This is a genomic window from Paenibacillus sinopodophylli (assembly GCF_005930355.1).
Taxonomy (GTDB): Bacteria; Bacillota; Bacilli; order Paenibacillales; family Paenibacillaceae; genus Pristimantibacillus; species Pristimantibacillus sinopodophylli.
The window spans coordinates 12,591-33,988 of sequence record NZ_VDBO01000015.1 but is presented as its reverse complement, the minus strand read 5'-3'; the positions used below and the strand labels follow the sequence as shown (position 1 = coordinate 33,988).

Below are 21,398 nucleotides of genomic sequence, written 5' to 3'. Positions count from 1 at the left end.
ATCATAAATTGTACCATATGAAATCAATTTATTTACATACAGTGAATACATCTGGAGGAGAGTAATGAATGTGTGATTGGGTCTATATGCCCTTGAAGTCGAAGCCATTAGTAGGTTCCTTAAATGTTGGTTGAAATAATAAAGAAAAATAAAATAGCAATCATATCTTTGGCTACCTTCGGTTCACTGTTTTTAATTGCTTTGTTTATCACGGAACATATCGATGGGGTCAGGAAGAGCTTGATAGACCCAATTAGCAATGGAACCAAAGATACAACGAGTGATCCTTTTGAAGATATGGTAGCGGACATTTCCAATGAAGTTTATGAAATCATCACAACTAATGTTAAGTCTCTTGAGAGTAAACCAATTGCCGGTTTAGGGAGTGAAATTAATGAATGGGTTCGAAGCCTATTGAAATCAGATCTATATACTTCGTATTCCAATCGTCACACGGAAAATTCGTTTCTAGCGATTGTTAGTTATGGGCAACCACTTAAACCCGAACAGGATTCCTCTCGTACATGGAAAACAATTGATTACCCAATTAAGAATTTTGGGGTTGAGGAAAAGAATGGAGAGTGGTGGCTCAGGTTGGTTTTTTCTGCAAACGAGGGTGTGAGCAGCAATTATACTATTCAAGAAACAAGCAGCATACCAGCCGATAATGCTATATACAAACGTTTGGCTGCTTCCAAGAGATATGCCGTAGCGGGGAATGCTATGTTGAATCAAACGGAATTAAGGGATCCTACCCGTATGGGAGTTGGAATTGAACATGCTATTCCTTATACCTATATTTCTTCGGTTGAGCAGAGTGCCGTCTACTTGGAATCTCTTTTTTTGGATGGTTGGAATATCGAGAGAGTAGAGTCTGGGGCCTACTATTTGGATTATTACCTGAAGAAGAACATTGCGGAATCAAGAGTTATTATTTTGGATGGCAGTTTAAAGGTTTTTTATTGGGGGACGCAAAGATGAACTTCGAATGGAATATCAAGACGATTTCTATAATGGTCGTAGCAGCCGTTGTGCTTATTGGAACAAACATCGGACAATATTTTGCTATTTGGAAGCCGAAAATTAGTGAGATGACTTTTTCATATGAGCAGGAAATTGCTGGCTTGGAGGAGACACTCATAAGAATCGGTCCGATGGTTAATGTTTGGACAGTCAATGATGGGTTGAATGATCTGTTTGCAGGTCGACAAATCGAGCCGGAGGATTTAATTTCCAGAGAATTGCCGGAGTCATTTGTTACTAGCAGTCTTGTATTAAATCCAGACACAATAATAGGAAAGTATTACCGAATCGGCCTGCTTCCTGGAACACTAATGTCGATGGATATGGTCATGGAAGATCCAATGGATGATACCATTCGAGAATACGATGTTGTTGCGAGCGTAATGCCTATTGGGCTTAAGGTCGGAGATTACGTGGATTATCGAATTGTATATCCGCTTGGCGAGGATTACATCGTTCTGCCGCATAAACGAGTGGAAGCCATTCATGACAAAACGATAAAACTAAAATTAAGCGAGACGGAGATTCATTACTATCAAGCGTCTTTAATTGACTATTTCTTGCAAACAAAGAATGGTGCCACATTATATCTAACGAAATATCTTGAGCCAGGTGTGCAAGTAGCTGCAACTCCATATTATGCCGTTCCGGATAATATTCTGGCGATTATGACTGCTGATCCAAACATCATGGAGAAAGTTAATGCGTTCTTGAATGATACAAGCAGAAAGATCATTGATGCGGGCCAAGCTAATGTATCACAAGAACAAGGCTCCGTTATTGCCAGCGGACGCAATGAGATATCGGGCAAGATTGATGCAGGTAAAACAGAGCACGATAACACGGTTAGGGAAGCGGAAGAAGCAGCGAAGCAGGCGCAAGCAGAGGCTCAACTGAATGGCGGGGCGGCGCCTGCTGTGCCGTTACCAGGAACTATATCCGTGGAAACTGCTCCATCACAAGGAACAGGAACTGCACCGTCACAAGGAACAGGAACTGCACCGTCACAAGGAACAGGAACTGCACCGTCACAAGGAACAGGATCTGTAAATACGGGATCTTCTGGGAACCCGTTATTAGAAATTGAGAAAGGTGTCGTTGAGTAATGCAAATAGGCGTGTACGGTTATACGGATAAGCGGCCTGTTATTTATGCACTCATGAAAATACTTCAAGCAACCGGCGATGTAGCCTTATTCAGCAATAACCGGCACTACAAACGGCTGCTTGAGCCCGGAGAAACTCAAGGGCATATGGCAAATATTATGATTGCAATATCAGATGCGACTCCTGATGAGATATTTGAAGAGGTAAGTTATGCACCGGACGATTTTGAGCATGTTATTTTCGATATCCAAGATACAATTCCCGACAACCTTTCTCAAATTATTTATGTGAAAACTTATAATCCGAATGAGGAAGAAAAAGCGTTTCTCGAATTATTAGGAGATTATCAAGTAGTTAAGCTAACTTATGATGGAAAAAGAGAAAAGAATGCGATAAACGTTATTCCTAACTCTCTTATATGGAAAACGATTGAGAATATTGAATTTTACGGGGTTCTACATGCGATCCCATCCAAAGACTTAAATAGGGGTTTAGCTGCCATGCTTGCACCTCCATTGCAAATTAAGAGTAAAACGGCTTTAACGCTGCTTAACAGGAAGTGGTCTAAATGAATATATCGGTTATATCTCCTGACAGGAGACAGGGAGGCACAACGATCAGCGTGCTCCTTGCTCTGGCGCTTGCCCAGACGCAAAATTATACGACATGCCTGACTTATACCGGAAATAACAATAATTCAATTGCTGGCGTTTTAGGCATACAGCCGTCAGAGGATAAAACAAGAAGCTTGACACAAGTCATTAAGCTTCTTGAATCTAACGCAATAGCTGGGGATGAGATTCTAGATTACTGTACGCAAGTTCCAGGAGTTCCTAATCTGCAAATTATTGATACATCCTCAAATGCGATTTCGAAAGAAGATAATGCAAAGCTCTTGAAATTCGTAATTGGCAGCTTGAATCACCAAGTTGTCATTACGGATGTAACGACGGAAATTTACGAAGAAATTACCGATTCCGTTATTGAAAATTCGGATCTAGTTGTGATGGTGCTTACGCAATCACGAGAGATTAAAGATAAGCTCAAGCATTGGGAAGATGCTCAAATCATGGGTAGGCTTAACAAAAAGGGATTGGTGTTCATTATTAATCAATATGACCCATATGTTGAGGCATTCAGAGATACAAGCAAGAGAATGAAGCTGAGGCATACCCGTTGCGCTAAGATTTCTTATAACTCATTTATTAAACGAACAAGCAATATAGGCAAGTTTCAAACGATTCTTCCTTACATACTAGAGAAAGATCCTCGCGTAATCGAGCTTAACAATGATCTAAAAGAATGCTTGGCCATTGTGCTTGCTAATTTAGGCAAAAAAATGGTTTGGTCTTCGTAAAGATAGGCTAAGTTCTTGTGGCTTAGGTTAATTGGAGGAAAAACAGAATGAATTTAAACACGCTGCTTATATTGCTCACTTTTCTTGGGATCTTCATCTTTGTAGCAATCTTATATTGGAAATCAAAGCGTGAACGTCCTGACATTGAGCAATTAGAGAAGCTGACCCTGGATAAGCTGCTGGAAATTGTGAAGTACAGTCTGGCAGATCTGATTAAGGATGAGAATTTCACGGGGCTTGCGGATGAAGAGTTCCAGTCTATGTATAAACGTAAGGCAAGAATCCAAGATGCCATGCAGAACTGCGTGTATGGTATTGATTCTGCAAAGCTGATCGTTCAGGATCTCATTCGAAGCATACTTGCAGACATGCTGAAGACAGAAGATGAGATTCTAGAAGTATATGATTTCAGAGCTAGTTATTTGGAGCCTCGCATCAAATTTGAGATTTTAATGTATTTCTACAAGAAGTCATATGGCAAAGACGCACTTGCAGAGATGATTAATGAATACAAATTAGCCAGAGAAAGATACCAGATCGAAGATAAGTCGCAGCCTTCTTATTTGATAAGCGAGGAAGATATTGACTCCATCTATGCTGAGAAAAATTTCGAAATTGATTACAATGTCATGCTGGATATATTGGTTATTATGATCTATCAAAGGTATAAAGGCTTTGGAGTTGTCGACACGCTTCGTGAAATGAATATTAACGGATTTAACTGCGGAACATCAGGCTCTATATTAAGCGCATTACTGAACAAAGACATTAAAATTATGAAAGCTCCGAGATCAGTATGGCTGTACTTTAACGGGAAATATATTCATCTTCGTTTCTTGAGCTTCAACACGGAAGAGGAGCTTAGACGGGTTGTTCAACTGCTATGCCGCTACAACAATCCTGGACCTTTGACGGAAAAACGGGGTTACATGGTTAATACGATGTACGATAAGTCACGTGTCTTAGCGATGAGACCGCCTGCTGCTGAATATTGGGCAGTGTTTGTAAGGAAGTTCACCTTAAGTGATTCTTCTCTGCCGGCACTAATCGATAAGCCGTATGTCAATCATGCATTTTTGGCGGTTAACCTTGTGATGTATCTGATGATGGGTCAAGTTACGAGTGGTTTTACTGGAAGGCAGGGAGCGGGCAAGACAGTTATGATGACTGCTGCTGTCAAATATATTGACCCAAGATACACCGTCCGCGTACTTGAAATGGCTCCAGAGATGTATTTGCGTGAATTATATCCCGAACGGAATATTTTATCCGTTCAGGAAACGCAATATGTATCGGCTGCAGAATTGCAAGATGCTTTGAAAAAATCGGATGCTGCAGTATCTATTGTTGGTGAGGTAGCTACCGACAGTATTGCTGCACGAATGATTCAAATGGGTCAAGTAGCTTCCATATTCACGATTTTCTCACATCATGCCAACATGGCCGAGCAGCTTATTTACGCTATTCGTAACTCGCTTGTTAATGCAGGAGGGTTTACCGGGAATATGATTACGGCAGAGCAGCAGGTTATTGACGTAATTCGGGTAGATATTCATCTGAACTATACGACTGACGGTCGGAGGTACATTGAACGGATATCAGAAATTGTGAAGCTGGACGTCAGCGTTCCGTATCCCGATTATGATAAAGATAACCCAACACACTCCATGAACGAGATTACTAAGGAATACTATAGCCGGAAGACGGACCGCAAGACATTCACAACAAGAGACATATTGAAATACAACCTGGACACGAATACATATGAAACCTACGACTGGTTTACAACGGAGCTCACTCAGAAAATGCTCGATGTGATGCCGTTAGACAAGATACAGGATTTCAAAAAATTCATTCTAGACAACTGGAGGCTGTAAGAGGTGCTGTTTCTTATTATTGGACTTATCCTTACAGCGACTATAGCTGTCACGATGGTTGTCGTCTCAGACCGCAAAAAGGCTAAACATAGAAGAGGAAATTATAGAAAGAAAAAAAACTTAATCTCGTTATCGACTTATTTTAGAATTAGTCATTTTATGGATGAGTTTTTTCTGACGAGAGGCGGCTATCGTAAAGTTAAGGCTCGTGTAGCGATGCTTTCTGTTTATTCAAGTCAAGAGATTAAAGTGTTCTCGGTTCAAGTATATGCAATAGCTACAGCATCCTCCTTGGCCTTGGTCATATTCGGAGCAATTATATTTAGAGATTTATTCTCGACCTTAATGGTTGTCCTTTATGCAGTCATTATTAATACGGTTTTGGTAGGCAAGCAGATAGATAGGGTTCATTTCAAACTATTGAAGCAGCTATCCGCCGCATTGTCCTCCTTAAGACAAAATTATTTGCGATTAAACTCGATTCCGCAGGCTATTGCAGAGGCAGAAACGGGTTCTGAGCTGCATCGTGCTTTCGAAGAAATTTACAATATTTTAACGGATCCAGACGGAAAAGCCCGTTTGAATGAGTTTTATGCAACGACACCGTTTCGATTGCTAAGCACATTGGCAGGTGTTTGTTATCTCTTGAACAACTCCGGGGATACCAAGTTGAAAGATGGATCGTCGAATTTTCTACAAGCAATGGGAATGATGGCGGATGAAGTAAACCTAGAGATCAGGCGTATTTCATTGCAGAAAGCTAGATTTGGTATGCTTGAATATTTGCCAGTAGCCCCTTTGCTCGCGATAGGCATTATAGAATCGTTTTTTACAAACATTATCCCAGGAACATCCGTTATTTATCACGGCCCTATCGGATATATCTCTCGTGCACTAATACTGTTGGCTTCCATAATTGGATATACCGTTATTGTAAAAATAAACAGTGCAGTGTCTGTGAAAAAGGATGACCGTAATTCAATTGTGTTGTACCTGCTCAGACAGCCTTGGTATGCAAAAGTCATTAAGGATGTGATGCCGAAAAAGCTGCTGAAAAAGGCTAAGAAAATGCGGCTTGTGAAGGGTGCGTTAAGTATGACGGACCTTAAGCATATGTATGCAAGCAAAGTTTTGTTTGCCTTTACCGCCTTTGCTCTGACCGTGGGTTGTATGTTTTTTGCAGTAAACCTCGGCAAACAGTTTATTAGGGATAATGTTCGAGAAGTTTCGCTCGTTGGTGGGGAGGAGCTTTCGAAGGAAGACGTGGCAATACGCCAGAACATGGATGATATCTACTTATCGATGGCGACGCTGCCCAAAGAAAGCCATACTAGAGAATTCGTAAAGGCGAAGCTTCCCAAGCTGCAGGCCTTTGACCAGGATGCGCAGGTGAAGCGTCTGCAAGAAAAGTATGTCAGCTATTATAATACCTATTTCAAATGGTGGATGCTGCTTATTGCTTTTGCAGCTGGTATAGGTTGTTACTTTATACCGGAGCTGATGCTGAGAGCAAGGGCTTGGATGCTGAAGACGGAAAGCGAGGAAGACGTGCTTCAGCTTCAGACGATTATATCGATCTTAATGAACACGTCAGCAGATACGCTGGAAACCTTATACTGGCTGGAGAAGCAGAGTCGAGTTCATAAGAATGCCATTCTGGATGCTTATCATGAATATCCATCAGACCCAGATTTGGCTCTTAATCGGATGAAAGCAAAAGCGGTGCTGCCGGGGTTTAAAAGAATGGTAGACAAGCTATTATTGACTATTCATCAAATCTCATTATCGGAAGCGTTCAGCGATCTCGTTACAGAGCGTGATCATGTCATGCGGCTTCGGGAAATCTCACAGAATTCAACATTAAGCAAGAAGCGTACCTATGTAAGTCCGTTATCAATGGCGCCCTTAGTGCTAACAGCGATTCTTTACATTCTGGTCCCGCTGGGCATTTTAGGCTTCAAAGAATTCACAACGGCGCTTTCGCATGTAACAGCTTAAAGGATCATGATTATTTTGAATTAAGCCGTTAGGCTTGATTAATACATTTATTACACATTATAAGGAGTGAGTAAGCAATGGAAGGCGAATTAGGATCAGGCGCGCGAATAGCCATCGCACTAATTGTTATCGGGGTCATTATTTCTATCATTTTCGTTATTTTAGGCTTTACAAGAGGGACGACGAATCAAGGGATAACAGTCGTACAGAACTCTATGGATTCGATGTCATTGGCACAGTTTGACGATTATGACCAGAAGATTTTGTCAGGTACACAGGTTGTTTCCGCAATTAAACTATTTGAAGGCCGCCCAGTAGCACAAGTTGTTAGAACTCTTGCTCAAATGTCTACAGCTACTAATACTGGTCAAAATTATGGTGCTCGCCTTGTAGGTACAAATGCTACAACACAGGTAACTACAGCATTAACTAAAGCAGTTGGTTCAGCTTTTTATGAAGCAAATTTGGTAAGCACTAATGGTATTTTAGAGTACAACATGGTCTATTTGCCAACAACGCGTTCAGGAACCAACGCCTTTGTTCGGCCTACAGCAAAGTTTCTTGCTGAATTAATCAAAGATACTACCGGAACTATTGTAGGAGTATGCTTCACACAAATGCAGTAATAAACGATAGACCTATACGTTACATACGTATAGGTCTCCCTATTCCATAAGACTAAGTTGATCTAAAAGGAGGAATTGTAATGAATGAATGGCCTGCGGCAATATGGGCGAGCATTAGCGCTATGACAGCAGCTCTAGTTCTGTCTCTTATTTTCGTATTGGGGTCATTCGCGAGGCAAGCTGTCGAAATTCAACAAGTAGATGAAAATGCAGTAGCCATTGTAAAGGAATATCGTCGCTATAGCCCTTATGATGGAACAACAAATTTGGTGCCGGCTGACGTAATTACTGCAATTGCCGAAACTAGAGGTCAGCCTGAAATTTGGGTAGATACCCTTGCAGGTGCAGCCGTTGAGTTTAACTGGAAATGGACAAACAACTCACCTAAGGAATTGTTCAAGACGGATTACTTAACGGACATATTTAAGGATATAGGGAGATATGATGCGCATATCGCAAAAGACTTAAACGGCGTTGTGGAGCGCATCGAATTCAGGAGGCAGTAATATGGATAACGAGATAAGCAATAGCGTGCATATTACGATAAGTATCATTGTTATCTCAATTGTTATTGGAATGGTCTTGCTGTTCACGCAGCTTGGTCAAGGATTTGGCCGTCGATCAGTGGATAGTGTCGCGGCTATACAAGCAGAAACGTATGCATCAGACCTTGTTCAGAGTGCTGCGTATGGCTCCATGCCTGCGGCATCCGTATATGTCATGCTGCAAAGGAATGAACATGTCATCCATTCTATTTCAGGAACGGCGTATGCGCATACCATCGCAAAGGCGGATGATCTCCTCTCTATTTTTCATAAAAAAATAAAACTATCCATTATAGAAGTTAATGGAAGCTATGACGTTTTAGTAGGGGAGGAGTAATGAGTCATGCAGGAAGCTGACGATGCATTCGATATGATTATTTTGATCATGGTGCTGGCCATTTTCACTCCGATAATGGTGTATTGTAGTATCCCGCTCTTTAAGGGCGAGGTTGGGGGCTTTAACGTACAGATCGAAAAAACAGCATTGGAAACGGAAAGTGAAATTGTTCCAAGCGAGCGTAAAATGACGACAAATGATGTGCTGCTGATGCTAGTCGTGGCCGACAAATTCGCGCCTGAACCACGTAATATTCGGTTGAATGTGTGGAGTGATACACTTGAAATTCCAGTAAATGAGGAGTTCTTATTGAACCGGGAATTAAAGCTTCAAGAAGCCAAGGGTGCGATGCCAGATAACATAGATGTAAATATGCAGCTTTATTCTGGTCCGTTAGGTATGAGGTTCTGGAACGTAAACGAGGTTCAACCTTAGGAGGCAAGTGATGTCAGATATTATTAACAAAATTTTAGGGGTTCTGATCGCATTTGCCGTTCTAGCAGGTGGGCCTTTAGTAATCAACGCGATGAACAAGGACTTAACCATGAATCGCAGTGTGCTTAATGAAATGACGAACCTCATTGATAAAGTCAGCGACAATGGAAGACTTTCCTCTCAGGACCTCTCTGATTTCTATGTTGGTATCTCGTCTTATGGGATGGCTATGGATGCAACGGTATCTCGATATATGAAGGTTATTAATCCAGATGGAGCAGGCGGGACGGTTAGTTCTTATATGCTGGTTGATGACAATACGACTTGGAGCTCCGGTGACATCATCAAAGTAAGGGTACAGGCTATTGATTATTCGGGTGCGCAGAGGCTTCAGAATAGACTGCTTCGGTTGAATCCTCCAAAATTCGATCAAACGTTAGCCGGAATGATTAGGAAGTAGGTGGGGAATGGGAAAGAGTTTCGGTGTTGTCAATCTAATCGCTTTGCTGTTCTTCGCAGCGCTTCTAGTGGGTTATATGAACTATATTGGTAAAGAAAAAGAAGAAATTGAACGCCTTAAATTATCATATGCGATTGACTACTCAGCAGATGCAGGAACGGCTGCCATGCTGGGCACCTCAGATTTGGATATGGATTATACGAAAGATAAATTTTTCTCTGTAGATCCACAGCTGGCTTTGGATACGTTTCTAGATGTTTTTTGCTTTAATTATGATCTTCATCCCACGGAGCAAAATCGTGCATACATCAAAGACTTCATCCCGGTGGCAGCGGTGGCAGCTCAAGATGGTTATTACATAGCTTCACCACAAATTGTGCGCAACCAAAACGGCCTTTATCCGGAGACACCTGCCAATGATTCTTATTGGGATTTAGTTTTTGGAATGAAGCTGCCCTATAGCTATGAATATGAAGAGGTCAGCTATGCCCTTAACATGGGAATGACTGAGACACTTGCTATATCAGGAAATCAATTGTATAAGCATCAAGGATTGCCTCCGACAGATAGCGGAATCATGTCGATAACGAATGCCAGAGAGATTATTAATCAAACCGTATCCAATGAAATGGCAAGTCGTATTGATCAATTAAATGAAGTCAATCCGAATTGGAAAAATTTCTTTTATATCCCGAACCAGCTTACGACATTTAGCGGTGTCAATCCGATAGAAAGCCCGAGCTTCCTCATTTTGGTTCAGGGCGTAACGTTGAATACAACTAGGCCAATAAGCGGTTTTAGCATATCCGGAACATCAATCGATAGAGTAAGAATGGTTGCCGGATATATACGATTTGGCGTTAAATACTATACATATGTCGATCTAGTACCCGCAGGTATAGAGGTGGATGAGTTTTTTGATACCTTTAATGAAGCGGCGAAAGCAGACTACTATCCAGATCTTCGGACCTTTGAAAAGTGAGGGTGAGTTTCTTGCATAGAAGAACAATTATTATTCTTTTCATATTCATAATCTTGCCCTCCACTTTGGCTTATGCGGAAGATAATGCTTCCGTTTTGTTGAAAAAGTATAATGTATCCTCTTATGATCCCGTGGAAGAAGGGAAGAAGCTGAAGCTCTTGGAAGAGGAATATAGTGAAGTATCCTACAGGGTAAATACACATACGATGCTGGAAGAAGCGATGAAGCTGCATGACGAGCAGAGAAAGAATGCATTAATGAGTATTGATGCTGATATTTACGAAATAACAGATGAACTGAGTAGGCTTGAGAATTTAATGAAGCAGAGCCTTGATCGAGAGGTTCCCTATTTAATGGAGCTGGATGCACGTTATAGGACGGCGATGCAACATATGATTCGAAAGCAGGAAGCTAGAAAAGCGTGGGTAGAACAACAAAAGGACGTTAGCGTGCTAAGTCATGCGGATGCTGCTAATGATCGAAACAAGCTCGAATCGCTGAGCCCGAAGCTGGAAAAACAAAAGAAAACTTATGAAAAAGCATTGGCTTGTCCAGTGTTGGGAGAGGTATCTGATTTCCAATCTCCACTCGAAATCCCTGTACAATTAACTTCCTCTTATGGGGCAAGGCTGGATCCAATAACGATGGATGTGATGACATTTCATCATGGCATGGATATGCATGCTCCGGAAGGTACCGCAGTACTAGCTGCTTTTCATGGCCAAGTAGAAGAAGCAGCAAGCGGCGATGAACTGGGAAATTACGTCGTCATTAATCATGGCTGTGGGGTTAAGACCCTTTACGGTCATCTCGAGAGTTATCAAGTTTCTGTAGGGGAACAAGTGCTGCAATACCAGAGTATTGCTCGCTCTGGCAATACGGGGACACGTACCACAGGACCTCATTTGCACTTTGGTGTGTACATAAACGGAAAGTCGGTAGACCCAAGTGTGTTCGTAGCTTACTAATGGATTGGAGTGAATGATTTATGTTGGTCGTATCCAAAGAGAGGTACTTGCCTTTAAGCATTAACATGCTGGTTCTTTACGCGCAAGAGAGATACTTTTACATTCATCGCGATGTGTATGACCAAGCTCTCATATTGTCGGAACGGTATACAGATTTGACTGAGCTTGGAACATTGGTTGGCGGGTATGACATGAATCATGATACGGTTCAATGGTTTTATGAACATGCACCAAAGCCTATACATATACTGGCTCCTTATTTAACACTTATCGATGGCGAAATAGACAAGGACTTGGAACTATGCTGTGGTGTGCTTCATGTCATCACTTCACTTATACAGGTTAGGCATTTTATTGAAAAGCCGCTAGAGGTAAGGAGACGCGTAACCTTTTCTCTCTCTATTAGAGAGGAGTATGAAATGGCCTGGGATCGGTTTTTTATGACGGCCTTGCCATATTATCAACGAAATGCATATTACGGATCATCAAACAACGTTGGAAGAGATGTTTCTAATGAAAGCGCGACAGTGATTTCAACTGAAGAGGCTATACAACAGCATGCCGATGTCAGTACTTCCCCTGCAACTGCGAATCTAGAGTCTACCTCGAGGCTAGAGGGATTTTCACTTAAACGTGATGAAGCGGCTTCAGAACCCGCGCCTACTTCTTTGGTATCTTCAGAGGCTGAGAGGAAAACAACAAAGAGTTTGCTACTATAATGAACGTTTCTCAAAGATTACAGAAAAAACAGATAGGGTGACAAGGATATGAGTATTGAATTAGAGCAGCGAATAGAGCGAGCCAGCACCATACAAATTTCGATGACTATGATTGCTCAAGAGCTGAACGCTTTGTGTGATTTAACATTAAACATAAAGAATGTTTATGCAGAGGCAGCGGCAAGAAATGATTTAACCTTCATTAAGATTATTGAAGACGAATACAAGGACCTATGGATTGGATTAAAGGAGTTAGCTGCTCAAGCAGAAGAACAAAGCCGTGAGTAAGCTAGGATCATACGGGAGGTTTGAATAGTGGGAGGAAAGAACAATCTCTTGGATTCAAGGCTATTAAACGCATTATATCAAGAAAGCTTACATTTCAACGATGAGGCTGAGGCTAGGCTAAAGGCAGTACAAAAGGAACTAAACAGGTTAAATGATCTATTGGTTCAAGGAAGTGCTCAGGAAGTTCAACAAGGTACGTTAACGAGAGAAAGTGTGCAAAGTTATAGCGACAAATTAGCATTACTTAGAAATGCTAAAGAAACAGCTCAAACTTTTATCGAGTCTAGGCTGTCTGATGCAGTTCTAATAGAGAAACGAATGCAAGCTAAGTCTTCAGAAGGCAGTCAGTCGGCTCGCGGATCACAAGCAGATCTTTTTTTGAGAAAATAAGGCTTATGCTCGAAGGTAACTGTACAGAAGCAAGGATAACAGTGTGCAAATGAACAACATGGTCACCATCACTGTCCAAGTTAGGGTAAAGTTTCGGGAAGCCTTTCTCTCCCGAAACTCGAAATCCGATAAGGTATCGTTTGTTGGATGGTCAATGTCCGTTTTGAAATCACCGCAAACCATGGAAAGTAGGGCAAATTCATCCTCTTGTGAAATTTCTTCTATTGAAATTTCGGAGCGGCTAACCAACTGAATGGAATTTTTCACGTTATCTTTGATAATACCTAGACCGTTGTCACATTCGTAATACGTGAACGAGTCGGAAGCGATATATTCCGGTCCAAATTTCGATATGAAGTGTTCAGGCGTAACTTCAATGGTTTTCAACGCAGACAGCTCCTTCTGAAACTTCATCGGTGAGTAATTAATCGGTAAAGCGGTGAGCGTAAATGTTGCCTTACATTATCACATTGAGCCTAGTAGCGATTGTTTGCGCAGTCGTGGCTGCTGTTCATAGATCACGGAAGTCAAAAGTGGTGACAGGGGAATATTCCTTTGATTATTCTGCTTTAATTACATTTCTTGAAAAAGCGGACGATGCTTATATTTTAACACACGAAACGATGGACATCATGCTCTTCAGCAAATTTGCCTCAAGCAGAGTATGCAATGACCTTATTGAATTCTTATATCGTAACCCGCCTAAAATGTTTGGATCTAGAAAGCATAGACAACGCAATTGGAATATTATTGAGTATTCTCAGCACGAAATATCAATTAAGAAAACCATTATGCACCGGCATGTTGAGATAAAAAGAGGAATGAAAATCAAACTAGGTGACGATATGGTGGAATATTGGGATATTGCAATCACATCAGGTGGTTTTAGAATTCACGCCATAAATGCAGACAGCGCTTTAGAGGAAGAGGTGTATTAATTGCAGCTTTCATTGTTGAAAGAAAATGTGCTGTATACCTGTGTATTGCCTGAGAAACAGAAGGGTCAATATTGGGTGACCCAAATCAATGACGAGGGATATGAGGAAAGAGTCATTGGAGTAGAAGGTATTCATGGAAGATGGGTATTGAAATCAAACAAATATGCTACATTAGTTGATCAAAACCATCAGAAGATTAAGGAACTGGTGCTCGAACCGCTTTCATTCTATGGATTATCTTTGAACAGGACTCATGAGGGAGCTTGGCTCTATTCTGAACCTGTAACGGAGGATCGCAAGCAATTTGTTAAGCTGCAATTACCAACTGAGGGCAACGTCGTAATTGGGCGAGCAGCATTATGCGATATGTGCTTCTCTAACTTGTATACATCCTCCAAACATGCTGAATTAATAATTGGCCATAATGAGTTATCGATACAGGATCTGAGCAGCTCGAACGGAACCTTTGTCAATGGCGTTCGGGTTAAGCATAAGATATTGGCACCAGGAGACATCATTTATATTATGGGCTTAAAAATCATTGTGGGCAGAGGATTTATTTCTGTTAATAACCCTGACGGTCAATTAACGTACAACCGTTCTATGCTTGTTCCCTTCTCGAAACCAACGGTGAGAAATTCGGAAGATGATGAGATGGATGAAGATGAGATAGAGCTTGACTATTTCTATCGTTCTCCGCGTTTTAAAAGGGAAATTAAGAGAACGGAATTTAAAATTGATACCCCTCCGGCGCTGGGTAATCAGGAGCAAACGCCATTTATGCTTATGCTGGGTCCCTCTCTAACTATGGGGATGGCGGCAGTCTTTATGGGATTGTTCACCATACAGAATTCGTTAAAGACTACAGGAAACATGACTCAGGCGATGCCTACGCTTATGATGTCTTCCAGCATGCTGATAGGAGCGATCTTGTGGCCGGTTCTAACTAGGCGTCATGAGAATAAGAAGCGCAAAGAAAGAGAACGAATGAGGCAAGAAAAGTATAAGGCGTATTTGGAAGAGACAGATCAGAATATAATGGCCGAATGTGAGCATCAAACGGCTCTGCTGCATGAAAACCATTCATCGTTAGATAGTACGCTGAACAGAATTAGACAGCGGCAACGGAATTTATGGGAAAGAACACTGGGCCAAGATGATTTTCTGAAAATTAGACTAGGTATCGGTTCCTTGCCATTGAACGCTGATATCAAAGTGCAAGAGAAACGTTTCACAATGGAAGATGACAATTTGATGGATGAATTGTATGCCTTGGCGGATGCTCCCAAGACGTTAAATAATGTTCCTATTACATTATCCTTATTAGAAGATAGAATCATAGGCATCATTGGCAGTAGGAATAGTGTTACTGATTTAATCAAGGGATTAATTCTTCAATTGTCTTCGTTACATAGCTATGATGAACTGAAGTTTGTATTTATGTATAACCGCAGTGAACAACATATATGGGAATTTGTGAAATGGCTGCCCCATGTATGGAACAAAGAAGCGGGTATCCGATTCGTTGCAACGCAGTCTAGCGATGTGAAAGAGCTGTCCGTGTATCTCGATAAGGAATTTTCGAGAAGGGAAAGTTTAACTTCAGATAGGTTGGATGAGCTTGGACCTTATTATGTGGTGTTCGCCATGAATAAGGAGTTGGCTACCCAAACAGAATTGTTGACTTCTATATATAAGCATAAGAAAAATTTAGGTGTCAGCGTTGTTCACTTATATGATGAGCTCATGAATTTACCGAAGGAATGCTCAATCGTGGTGGAAGCGGATAGGACACTCTCAAAAATGTATGACAGAGACGATATTACGGGTCAGCATATCGGCTTTCAACCGGATCTTTACCTCAAGCAAGATGAACGGGATCTGGCAGTAAGCTTGGCAAATCTTCAATTACATTCAACGGAAGCCAATTACACATTGCCTACGATGCTAACTTTTCTTGATATGTTCAACGTAGGAAAAATCGAGCATTTAAATGCGCTTACCCGTTGGAAGGAAAATGACCCTACCTTGACATTAGAGACACCTATTGGTGTGGACCCGTCAGGGGATTTGTTCAAACTAGATCTACATGAGAAATACCATGGTCCTCATGGTCTTATTGCGGGGATGACAGGATCAGGGAAAAGTGAATTCATCATGACCTATATCCTCTCCCTTGCTGTCAATTACCATCCCAATGAAGTTGCTTTTATTCTAATTGATTATAAGGGTGGCGGAATGGCCAATGCGTTTACTAAGCTTCCTCATTTGGCAGGTACAATTACCAATCTAGATGGAGCCGCTGTCAAACGTTCTTTAATCTCCATTCAGAGTGAACTGAAACGCCGCCAAGCTATTTTTAGTGAAACAAGCAAAAAGGTAAATACAAGCAACATTGATATCTATAAATATCAAAAATTATTTCGTGAGGGTTTGGTTACGGAGCCGCTTCAGCATTTATTCATGATTTCGGATGAATTTGCAGAACTAAAGACACAACAGCCTGAATTCATGGAGCAGCTAATTAGTGCAGCAAGGATTGGAAGAAGCTTAGGGGTGCATTTAATACTTGCGACGCAGAAGCCATCAGGAGTAGTTGATGATCAAATATGGAGCAACAGCAAATTTAGAATTTGCCTTAAAGTACAAGAAAAGGCAGACAGCATGGATATGATTAAACGTCCAGATGCCGCGGAGCTATCTATCACTGGTCGTTACTATGTTCAGGTCGGCTTTAATGAATTGTTCGAGTTAGGACAGTCCTCTTGGGCGGGAGCTCCTTATTATCCGACAGACCGCGTAGAGAAGCAAAAGGATGAGAGTATCGTTATTATTGATCATTTTGGGAGAACGCTCAAGCAAGTTAAGAGTGATAAGAGGGAAATGGCTTCTAAAAACCCACCAAAGCAGATCGATGAGATTAACGAGTACTTAGCGGAAATTGCCAAAGAAGAGGGAATTAAGGTTAAGCCATTATGGCTTGATCCTATCCCGGAATTCATTTATATTCCGGAGCTGCAGGATAAATATCAGGCCTATGAGACCACCCCATATTGGATAAACCCTACACTGGGAGAAGTTGATGATCCAGCTAACCAGAGTCAGTTCAGAATGACATTTCCTTTAAGTCAAGAAGGTAACGCGATTATATATGGATCAGCTGGAAGCGGGAAGACCACATTTTTGACGACATTAATCTATTCCATTATTAACGAGCACACACCAGAGGAAGTTCATCTCTATATTATGGATTTTGGCTCTGAGACGTTAAAAGTTTTTGGAAAAGCACCACATGTGGGAGATGTCCTATTGTCCCATGACGCAGAGAAAATTAATAACTTGTTCAAAATGTTGTATCAAGAGATTGAGAAGAGGAAAAAGTTGTTTTCTGATTACGGTGGAGATTATCATTCTTACATTAGGTCTACGAAATTCGGATTGGAATCGATTGTTGTCATGATCCATAACTACTCGGCTTTTGCAGAGACCTATGAGGAGAAGGAAGATGCCATCTCTTATCTAACGCGTGAGGGCATCAAGTATGGTATTTATTTCATATTCACAGCATTAAATACGAATGCTGTGAGATACCGAATTTTGCAAAACTTCAAGCAGCTATATGTACTGCAATTAAATGATGCATCAGATTACTCGGGCGTGTTAGGAAATACAGATGGTGTATATCCTTCCAAATTAAAAGGTAGAGGAATTGTGAAAACAGATCGCACCTACGAATTCCAAACTGCTCATATCTTTCAAGATGTTGAGCGCACTTTAGATCTTGTTCGTGAGTACTGCTACGGCTACCTGAAGCAATGGGATGGAGCATCTGCAAGAAGAGTTCCAATCTTGCCGGAGAAGATTGATACCGTTTATTTGGAACAAGAACCGAGACCTAAGGATTGGACTACAATTCCGATAGGTGTGGAGAAAAACAGCCTGCAGTTGTCCAATTATTCCTTCAATCGTTATATTAACCTTGTTCTGTCGCAGAGTAATGAGAGTGCGAGCTTCATGCAAGGCTTAGCAGAAGTAATTGCAGCATACGGGGATACGAAGTTAATCGTAATCGATTCTCATGATACGTTTGAGCTCGATAGCGACAAGACTTATACGCATATAAAGGATGATAAGCAATTTGATCAAGTTGTTATTGAATTGTTTAATACGCTAGTGAATCGTAATAACAGCTACAAGGATGCGAAGGACGAAGGACAGCCTGCACCTGTATTTGAACAAATGACATGCATGATCCACTCTTTCTCAGGCTTAATGTCCAAGATATCGGAAGATACGCAGGATAAGCTCAAAATATTGCTTGAGAAAGGTAATATAGTTTACAACGTTAACTTCATTATTAGCGATGCCGTTTCGTCTATTTCTGCTCTCTCTTATGAGAGTTGGTTCAAAACAAACGTGTCTCTTAATGATGGAATATGGTTAGGGAATGGGATTTCGGATCAATATCAGCTTAAGCTGACCAAAATGTCCAATGAACTATACCAAGAAATTGGCGATGAGTTTGGTTACGCAGTGGTAAGAGGGAAATTCACGTTAGTGAAGCTGCTCACTTCCATGACGACTGACTTGGAGGTGGAGTTGGTTGGATAAGTTTTTAATCGAAGTCTATATCCCAGCTCTGAACAGAAGCTACGATGTCTATATTCCAACACTTACGAAGCTTCACGAAGTCGAAGCCTTATTAGCAGCGGCTATAACGGAACTATCCGATGGCTATTTCACTGCGGGACAAGATACTATGCTATGCGATCAAGAAAGCGGAATACTGCTGGATATTAACCAATCAGCCATAGAGCTAGGCTTACAAAACGGCTCTAGACTGATGTTAATATAAATAATACTTATTGAAGGGAGTAATTAAAATGGCTAGAAAAATTGTGGTTGATCCTGCAAAACTAACTTCAGCGTCACAGAAGATGGATGGAATGGTTGCCGAATATGTAAAACAGTACACACTGTTATTTACTGAAGTGGAGGGAATGGGAGCTGCTTGGCAAGGTAAGGACAATGTAGCTTTTGTCAACCAAATCAAAGGTTTCCAAGATGATTTCACTAGAATGAAAGAGATTACGTCGGAATACGCTAGTTTCTTAAAGACAAGCGCTGATAGATATACGGCTACACAAAGTAATTTGGAAAGCTCGGCTAGAAAGTTAACTAACTAATTATTTAGGAGGAACTGCTCATGGCTATAGAAGGAATTAATATTTCGTTAGGTGAGGTTACCAAGACGGCAGCTTCACTTCGTAGAATTAATAAGTCTTTGACGGAAAGACTGGGCGAAATCAAAAAAGAGATGGACGGCCTGGCAGCATCATGGCAGAGTGATGCTTCCACGACCATTAGAAACAATTTTAATTCATTTGCCCCTCGATTTGAGGAGTATCGGGCTGTTGTAGAGTCGTATGCAGCTTTCTTAGATGGCGCTGTATCCGATTACGATGCTGCAGAGACTGCGATTAACAACAACGCAAGCGCTTTTAAATAAACAGGTTAATACAGATTTCGGGGGCGAGCATTATACCCCCGTTTTGTTGTATTAACGAATTTAAGGAAAGCTGGTGTCGTCATGGGGATTAACGTTTCAATGGCCTATTCGCAGTCTAACAGCATAAGTGGATATGCGGCAGAATTAAGAGGTATAAAAAACGGTCTGGTTCAATATAAGACGGAACTAAATCAGGCCTGGCAGTCTATTGAAATACAGTTTGTGAATAGAGCGCTGGATTTGATTACAGCAGAGCTCGGTACAATTTCTTCGGAATTGGATTCATTAAGCAGTGATATTAGTTCCGTTGCTAATGAAATTAGACGTGAAGAAGAGGCGGCAGCCGCAGCCGCAGCAGCGAGACGGGCAGCGGAAGAGGCTGCTGCAAAACAAGCTGCTGCAACTGCAGCTAAAGCAAAGGCATCTACTGGGAAAAAATGAGCGAATTACGCTAATAGAGATGAGAAGGATCGTAAACATATTTTATTTAAGGAGTGCCTTTTAAGTGTCTCAACTTATATTCGATATGAACGCAGTTCAAACATTAAGCCTGGAATTCCGAAGAAATATGGCCAAGTTGTCAGCTGTACGGTCGAATATAGCCTCAGTAAGAGGCGGCGTAGATTCCAGTATTAGCGCGCGCAGAAATATCGGTTCCAGAATGAATGGGATAAATAATAGCTTGCACAGCTTAGAAGGTCGATTAGAGAACTTAAACCAGTTGTTGCAGCAGGGATTGAATGAATACAGCCAAACGGAAGAGGAACTAATTAATAGGGCGAAGGAAATCGCTTATGCCTATAATAAAACAATCGGGGATCAGATTAAGGATTTTTACGCGGATCTTGTAAGTAAAAGCGAAATATTAATGCCGTTGCGTAATGCTTCTATCCTGTTTGCGGCTAATGTTCTAGATTCCAAAAGTTTATTAATCGCAGCGGGGAATTTAAAGTTTACTATGTTTAAGGAAAACGGAAATACATTCATTAAAATATTAAATGGAACCAAACCAATAAATTATCAATCCTACAGGGAGCTTCTTGTTACTTACTTGGGTGGAGCTAGCGGGAAATGGGACAGTAACCTAATTAATCGCTTGGTTAATGACGGTCTTTTTCTATATGGAAACAAAGGCACGAAAAATGGTGTAAAGGTGTCGGACTACACCAAAAGAAGCGAAAAGCTTAAGGATACCTCAACCCAATTTGTGGATTTAAACGCGGCTATTAAAAATTTGTCTGACTCTAAGCCAAATGTGGCAATAAAAGCGGCAAAGGCTGCTATTAGTGAAAACACCATATGGAAAGACTTTACAGGTTGGAAGGGTGCTTCCACGATTACCAAATTCGGGAAGGGATTCGGTATACTAGGTTCAAGTTTAACAGTCATAGATAATGGGTTTAGTACTTTCTATAATCAGAATACGGGAGAGTGGCACGCTTCACCAAAGAAGGTTGCTAAATTTTTTGTTGATTTATCTGTAGATGTAGGAGCTGGTGCGGGTTCTATGGCAGTGGGCGCAGTAGTCGGATCGTTTTTCTTACCACCTGCAGGAACAATAGTAGGGGCAGCTGTTGGAGCAGGTCTGAATTTCGCGGCAAACGTAAAGGTATTTGGGGATGATCCTAAAAAAAGCCTTGTTGATTATACAAAGGATTCTGCAAACAAACTGGCTAACGACATATATGATAATGCAAGCAAAGGAATCGATAAGCTATCCAAGCTGTTTTGGTAGGGGGGATCGTTCTGAGAGACTTAGAGAATGGCAATAATCGAAGTAAAAGAAGTTCGATCTTCAAGCGTTATCACCCGGAGTGGGCATCGAGTTTATTATGGAAGA

General features: G+C 41.2%; 24 protein-coding genes. 23 read left to right on the top strand and 1 reads right to left on the bottom strand.

Features of this window, described 5'->3' with window-relative positions; translation table 11 throughout:
• Positions 1-123: 123 nt before the first annotated feature.
• The 16 genes from FGT79_RS26930 to FGT79_RS26855 all read left to right on the top strand — a co-directional run bounded on the left by FGT79_RS26930 (position 124) and on the right by FGT79_RS26855 (position 13,111).
• The gene (locus FGT79_RS26930; protein ID WP_138755940.1) at positions 124-981 is read left to right on the top strand and encodes a hypothetical protein; all 858 of its coding nucleotides are present in this window, start codon (positions 124-126) and stop codon (positions 979-981) included.
• Positions 978-2,129 carry an SAF domain-containing protein gene (locus FGT79_RS26925; protein ID WP_138755939.1) on the top strand — a complete coding sequence of 384 codons (1,152 nt, stop codon included), beginning with the start codon at positions 978-980 and terminating at the stop codon, positions 2,127-2,129. Before FGT79_RS26930 ends, FGT79_RS26925 begins: the two co-directional genes overlap by 4 nt.
• Complete coding sequence (locus FGT79_RS26920) at positions 2,129-2,701, top strand: hypothetical protein (RefSeq protein WP_138755938.1); 573 nt, start codon at positions 2,129-2,131, stop codon at positions 2,699-2,701. The genes FGT79_RS26925 and FGT79_RS26920 overlap by 1 nt, the downstream gene beginning before the upstream one ends.
• On the top strand, positions 2,698-3,486 hold the full coding sequence (locus tag FGT79_RS26915; protein ID WP_138755937.1) for a CpaE/TadZ family protein: 789 nt from the start codon (positions 2,698-2,700) through the stop codon (positions 3,484-3,486). The genes FGT79_RS26920 and FGT79_RS26915 overlap by 4 nt, the downstream gene beginning before the upstream one ends.
• Positions 3,487-3,533: 47 nt before the next feature.
• The gene (locus tag FGT79_RS26910) at positions 3,534-5,363 is read left to right on the top strand and encodes a Flp pilus assembly complex ATPase component TadA (RefSeq protein ID WP_138755936.1); all 1,830 of its coding nucleotides are present in this window, start codon (positions 3,534-3,536) and stop codon (positions 5,361-5,363) included.
• Between the two features lie 3 nt (positions 5,364-5,366).
• Entirely contained in the window at positions 5,367-7,361 is a 1,995-nt protein-coding gene (locus FGT79_RS26905) for a hypothetical protein (RefSeq protein WP_138755935.1), read from the top strand.
• A gap of 77 nt (positions 7,362-7,438) precedes the next feature.
• The gene (locus FGT79_RS26900; RefSeq protein ID WP_138755934.1) at positions 7,439-7,987 is read left to right on the top strand and encodes a hypothetical protein; all 549 of its coding nucleotides are present in this window, start codon (positions 7,439-7,441) and stop codon (positions 7,985-7,987) included.
• Positions 7,988-8,067: 80 nt separating this feature from the next.
• Positions 8,068-8,493, top strand: coding sequence for a hypothetical protein (locus FGT79_RS26895; protein WP_138755933.1), 426 nt, complete (start codon positions 8,068-8,070; stop codon positions 8,491-8,493).
• Position 8,494: 1 nt separating this feature from the next.
• Positions 8,495-8,869, top strand: a complete 375-nt coding sequence (locus FGT79_RS26890; protein ID WP_138755932.1) for a hypothetical protein — start codon at positions 8,495-8,497, stop codon at positions 8,867-8,869.
• A gap of 6 nt (positions 8,870-8,875) precedes the next feature.
• Positions 8,876-9,304, top strand: a complete 429-nt coding sequence (locus tag FGT79_RS26885) for a hypothetical protein (RefSeq protein ID WP_138755931.1) — start codon at positions 8,876-8,878, stop codon at positions 9,302-9,304.
• 10 nt (positions 9,305-9,314) lie between these two features.
• Positions 9,315-9,764 (top strand): hypothetical protein, encoded by a 450-nt coding sequence (locus FGT79_RS26880; RefSeq protein WP_138755930.1) that lies wholly within the window; start codon positions 9,315-9,317, stop codon positions 9,762-9,764.
• Between the two features lie 7 nt (positions 9,765-9,771).
• A complete protein-coding gene (locus FGT79_RS26875) occupies positions 9,772-10,746 on the top strand; it encodes a hypothetical protein (protein WP_138755929.1) in 975 nt (324 codons plus the stop codon).
• Between the two features lie 11 nt (positions 10,747-10,757).
• Positions 10,758-11,714 (top strand): M23 family metallopeptidase, encoded by a 957-nt coding sequence (locus FGT79_RS26870; protein ID WP_138755928.1) that lies wholly within the window; start codon positions 10,758-10,760, stop codon positions 11,712-11,714.
• Between the two features lie 20 nt (positions 11,715-11,734).
• Positions 11,735-12,433, top strand: a complete 699-nt coding sequence (locus FGT79_RS26865) for a hypothetical protein (protein WP_138755927.1) — start codon at positions 11,735-11,737, stop codon at positions 12,431-12,433.
• Positions 12,434-12,481: 48 nt separating this feature from the next.
• Positions 12,482-12,721 (top strand): hypothetical protein, encoded by a 240-nt coding sequence (locus FGT79_RS26860; RefSeq protein WP_138755926.1) that lies wholly within the window; start codon positions 12,482-12,484, stop codon positions 12,719-12,721.
• Between the two features lie 27 nt (positions 12,722-12,748).
• Positions 12,749-13,111 carry a hypothetical protein gene (locus FGT79_RS26855; protein WP_138755925.1) on the top strand — a complete coding sequence of 121 codons (363 nt, stop codon included), beginning with the start codon at positions 12,749-12,751 and terminating at the stop codon, positions 13,109-13,111.
• Between the two features lie 3 nt (positions 13,112-13,114).
• On the opposite strand, the gene FGT79_RS26850 is transcribed toward FGT79_RS26855, so the two are convergent.
• Positions 13,115-13,498 (bottom strand): hypothetical protein, encoded by a 384-nt coding sequence (locus FGT79_RS26850; RefSeq protein ID WP_138755924.1) that lies wholly within the window; start codon positions 13,496-13,498, stop codon positions 13,115-13,117.
• 62 nt (positions 13,499-13,560) lie between these two features.
• On the opposite strand from FGT79_RS26850, the gene FGT79_RS26845 reads away from it, so the two are divergent.
• From FGT79_RS26845 to FGT79_RS26815, 7 genes are all read left to right on the top strand, one after another.
• Positions 13,561-14,049: a hypothetical protein gene (locus FGT79_RS26845; RefSeq protein WP_138755923.1), complete on the top strand. Its 489-nt coding sequence runs from the start codon at positions 13,561-13,563 to the stop codon at positions 14,047-14,049.
• Positions 14,050-18,660 carry a type VII secretion protein EssC gene (gene essC, locus FGT79_RS26840; RefSeq protein WP_138755922.1) on the top strand — a complete coding sequence of 1,537 codons (4,611 nt, stop codon included), beginning with the start codon at positions 14,050-14,052 and terminating at the stop codon, positions 18,658-18,660.
• Entirely contained in the window at positions 18,653-18,904 is a 252-nt protein-coding gene (locus tag FGT79_RS26835; RefSeq protein WP_138755921.1) for a ubiquitin family protein, read from the top strand. The genes essC and FGT79_RS26835 overlap by 8 nt, the downstream gene beginning before the upstream one ends.
• Before the next feature lie 28 nt (positions 18,905-18,932).
• A complete protein-coding gene (locus FGT79_RS26830; protein ID WP_138755920.1) occupies positions 18,933-19,235 on the top strand; it encodes a WXG100 family type VII secretion target in 303 nt (100 codons plus the stop codon).
• Positions 19,236-19,255: 20 nt separating this feature from the next.
• Positions 19,256-19,558 carry a pore-forming ESAT-6 family protein gene (locus FGT79_RS26825; protein ID WP_138755919.1) on the top strand — a complete coding sequence of 101 codons (303 nt, stop codon included), beginning with the start codon at positions 19,256-19,258 and terminating at the stop codon, positions 19,556-19,558.
• Positions 19,559-19,639: 81 nt separating this feature from the next.
• Entirely contained in the window at positions 19,640-19,999 is a 360-nt protein-coding gene (locus FGT79_RS26820; RefSeq protein ID WP_138755918.1) for a hypothetical protein, read from the top strand.
• A gap of 241 nt (positions 20,000-20,240) precedes the next feature.
• A complete protein-coding gene (locus FGT79_RS26815; protein WP_138755917.1) occupies positions 20,241-21,293 on the top strand; it encodes a DUF456 domain-containing protein in 1,053 nt (350 codons plus the stop codon).
• Positions 21,294-21,398 lie beyond the last annotated feature (105 nt).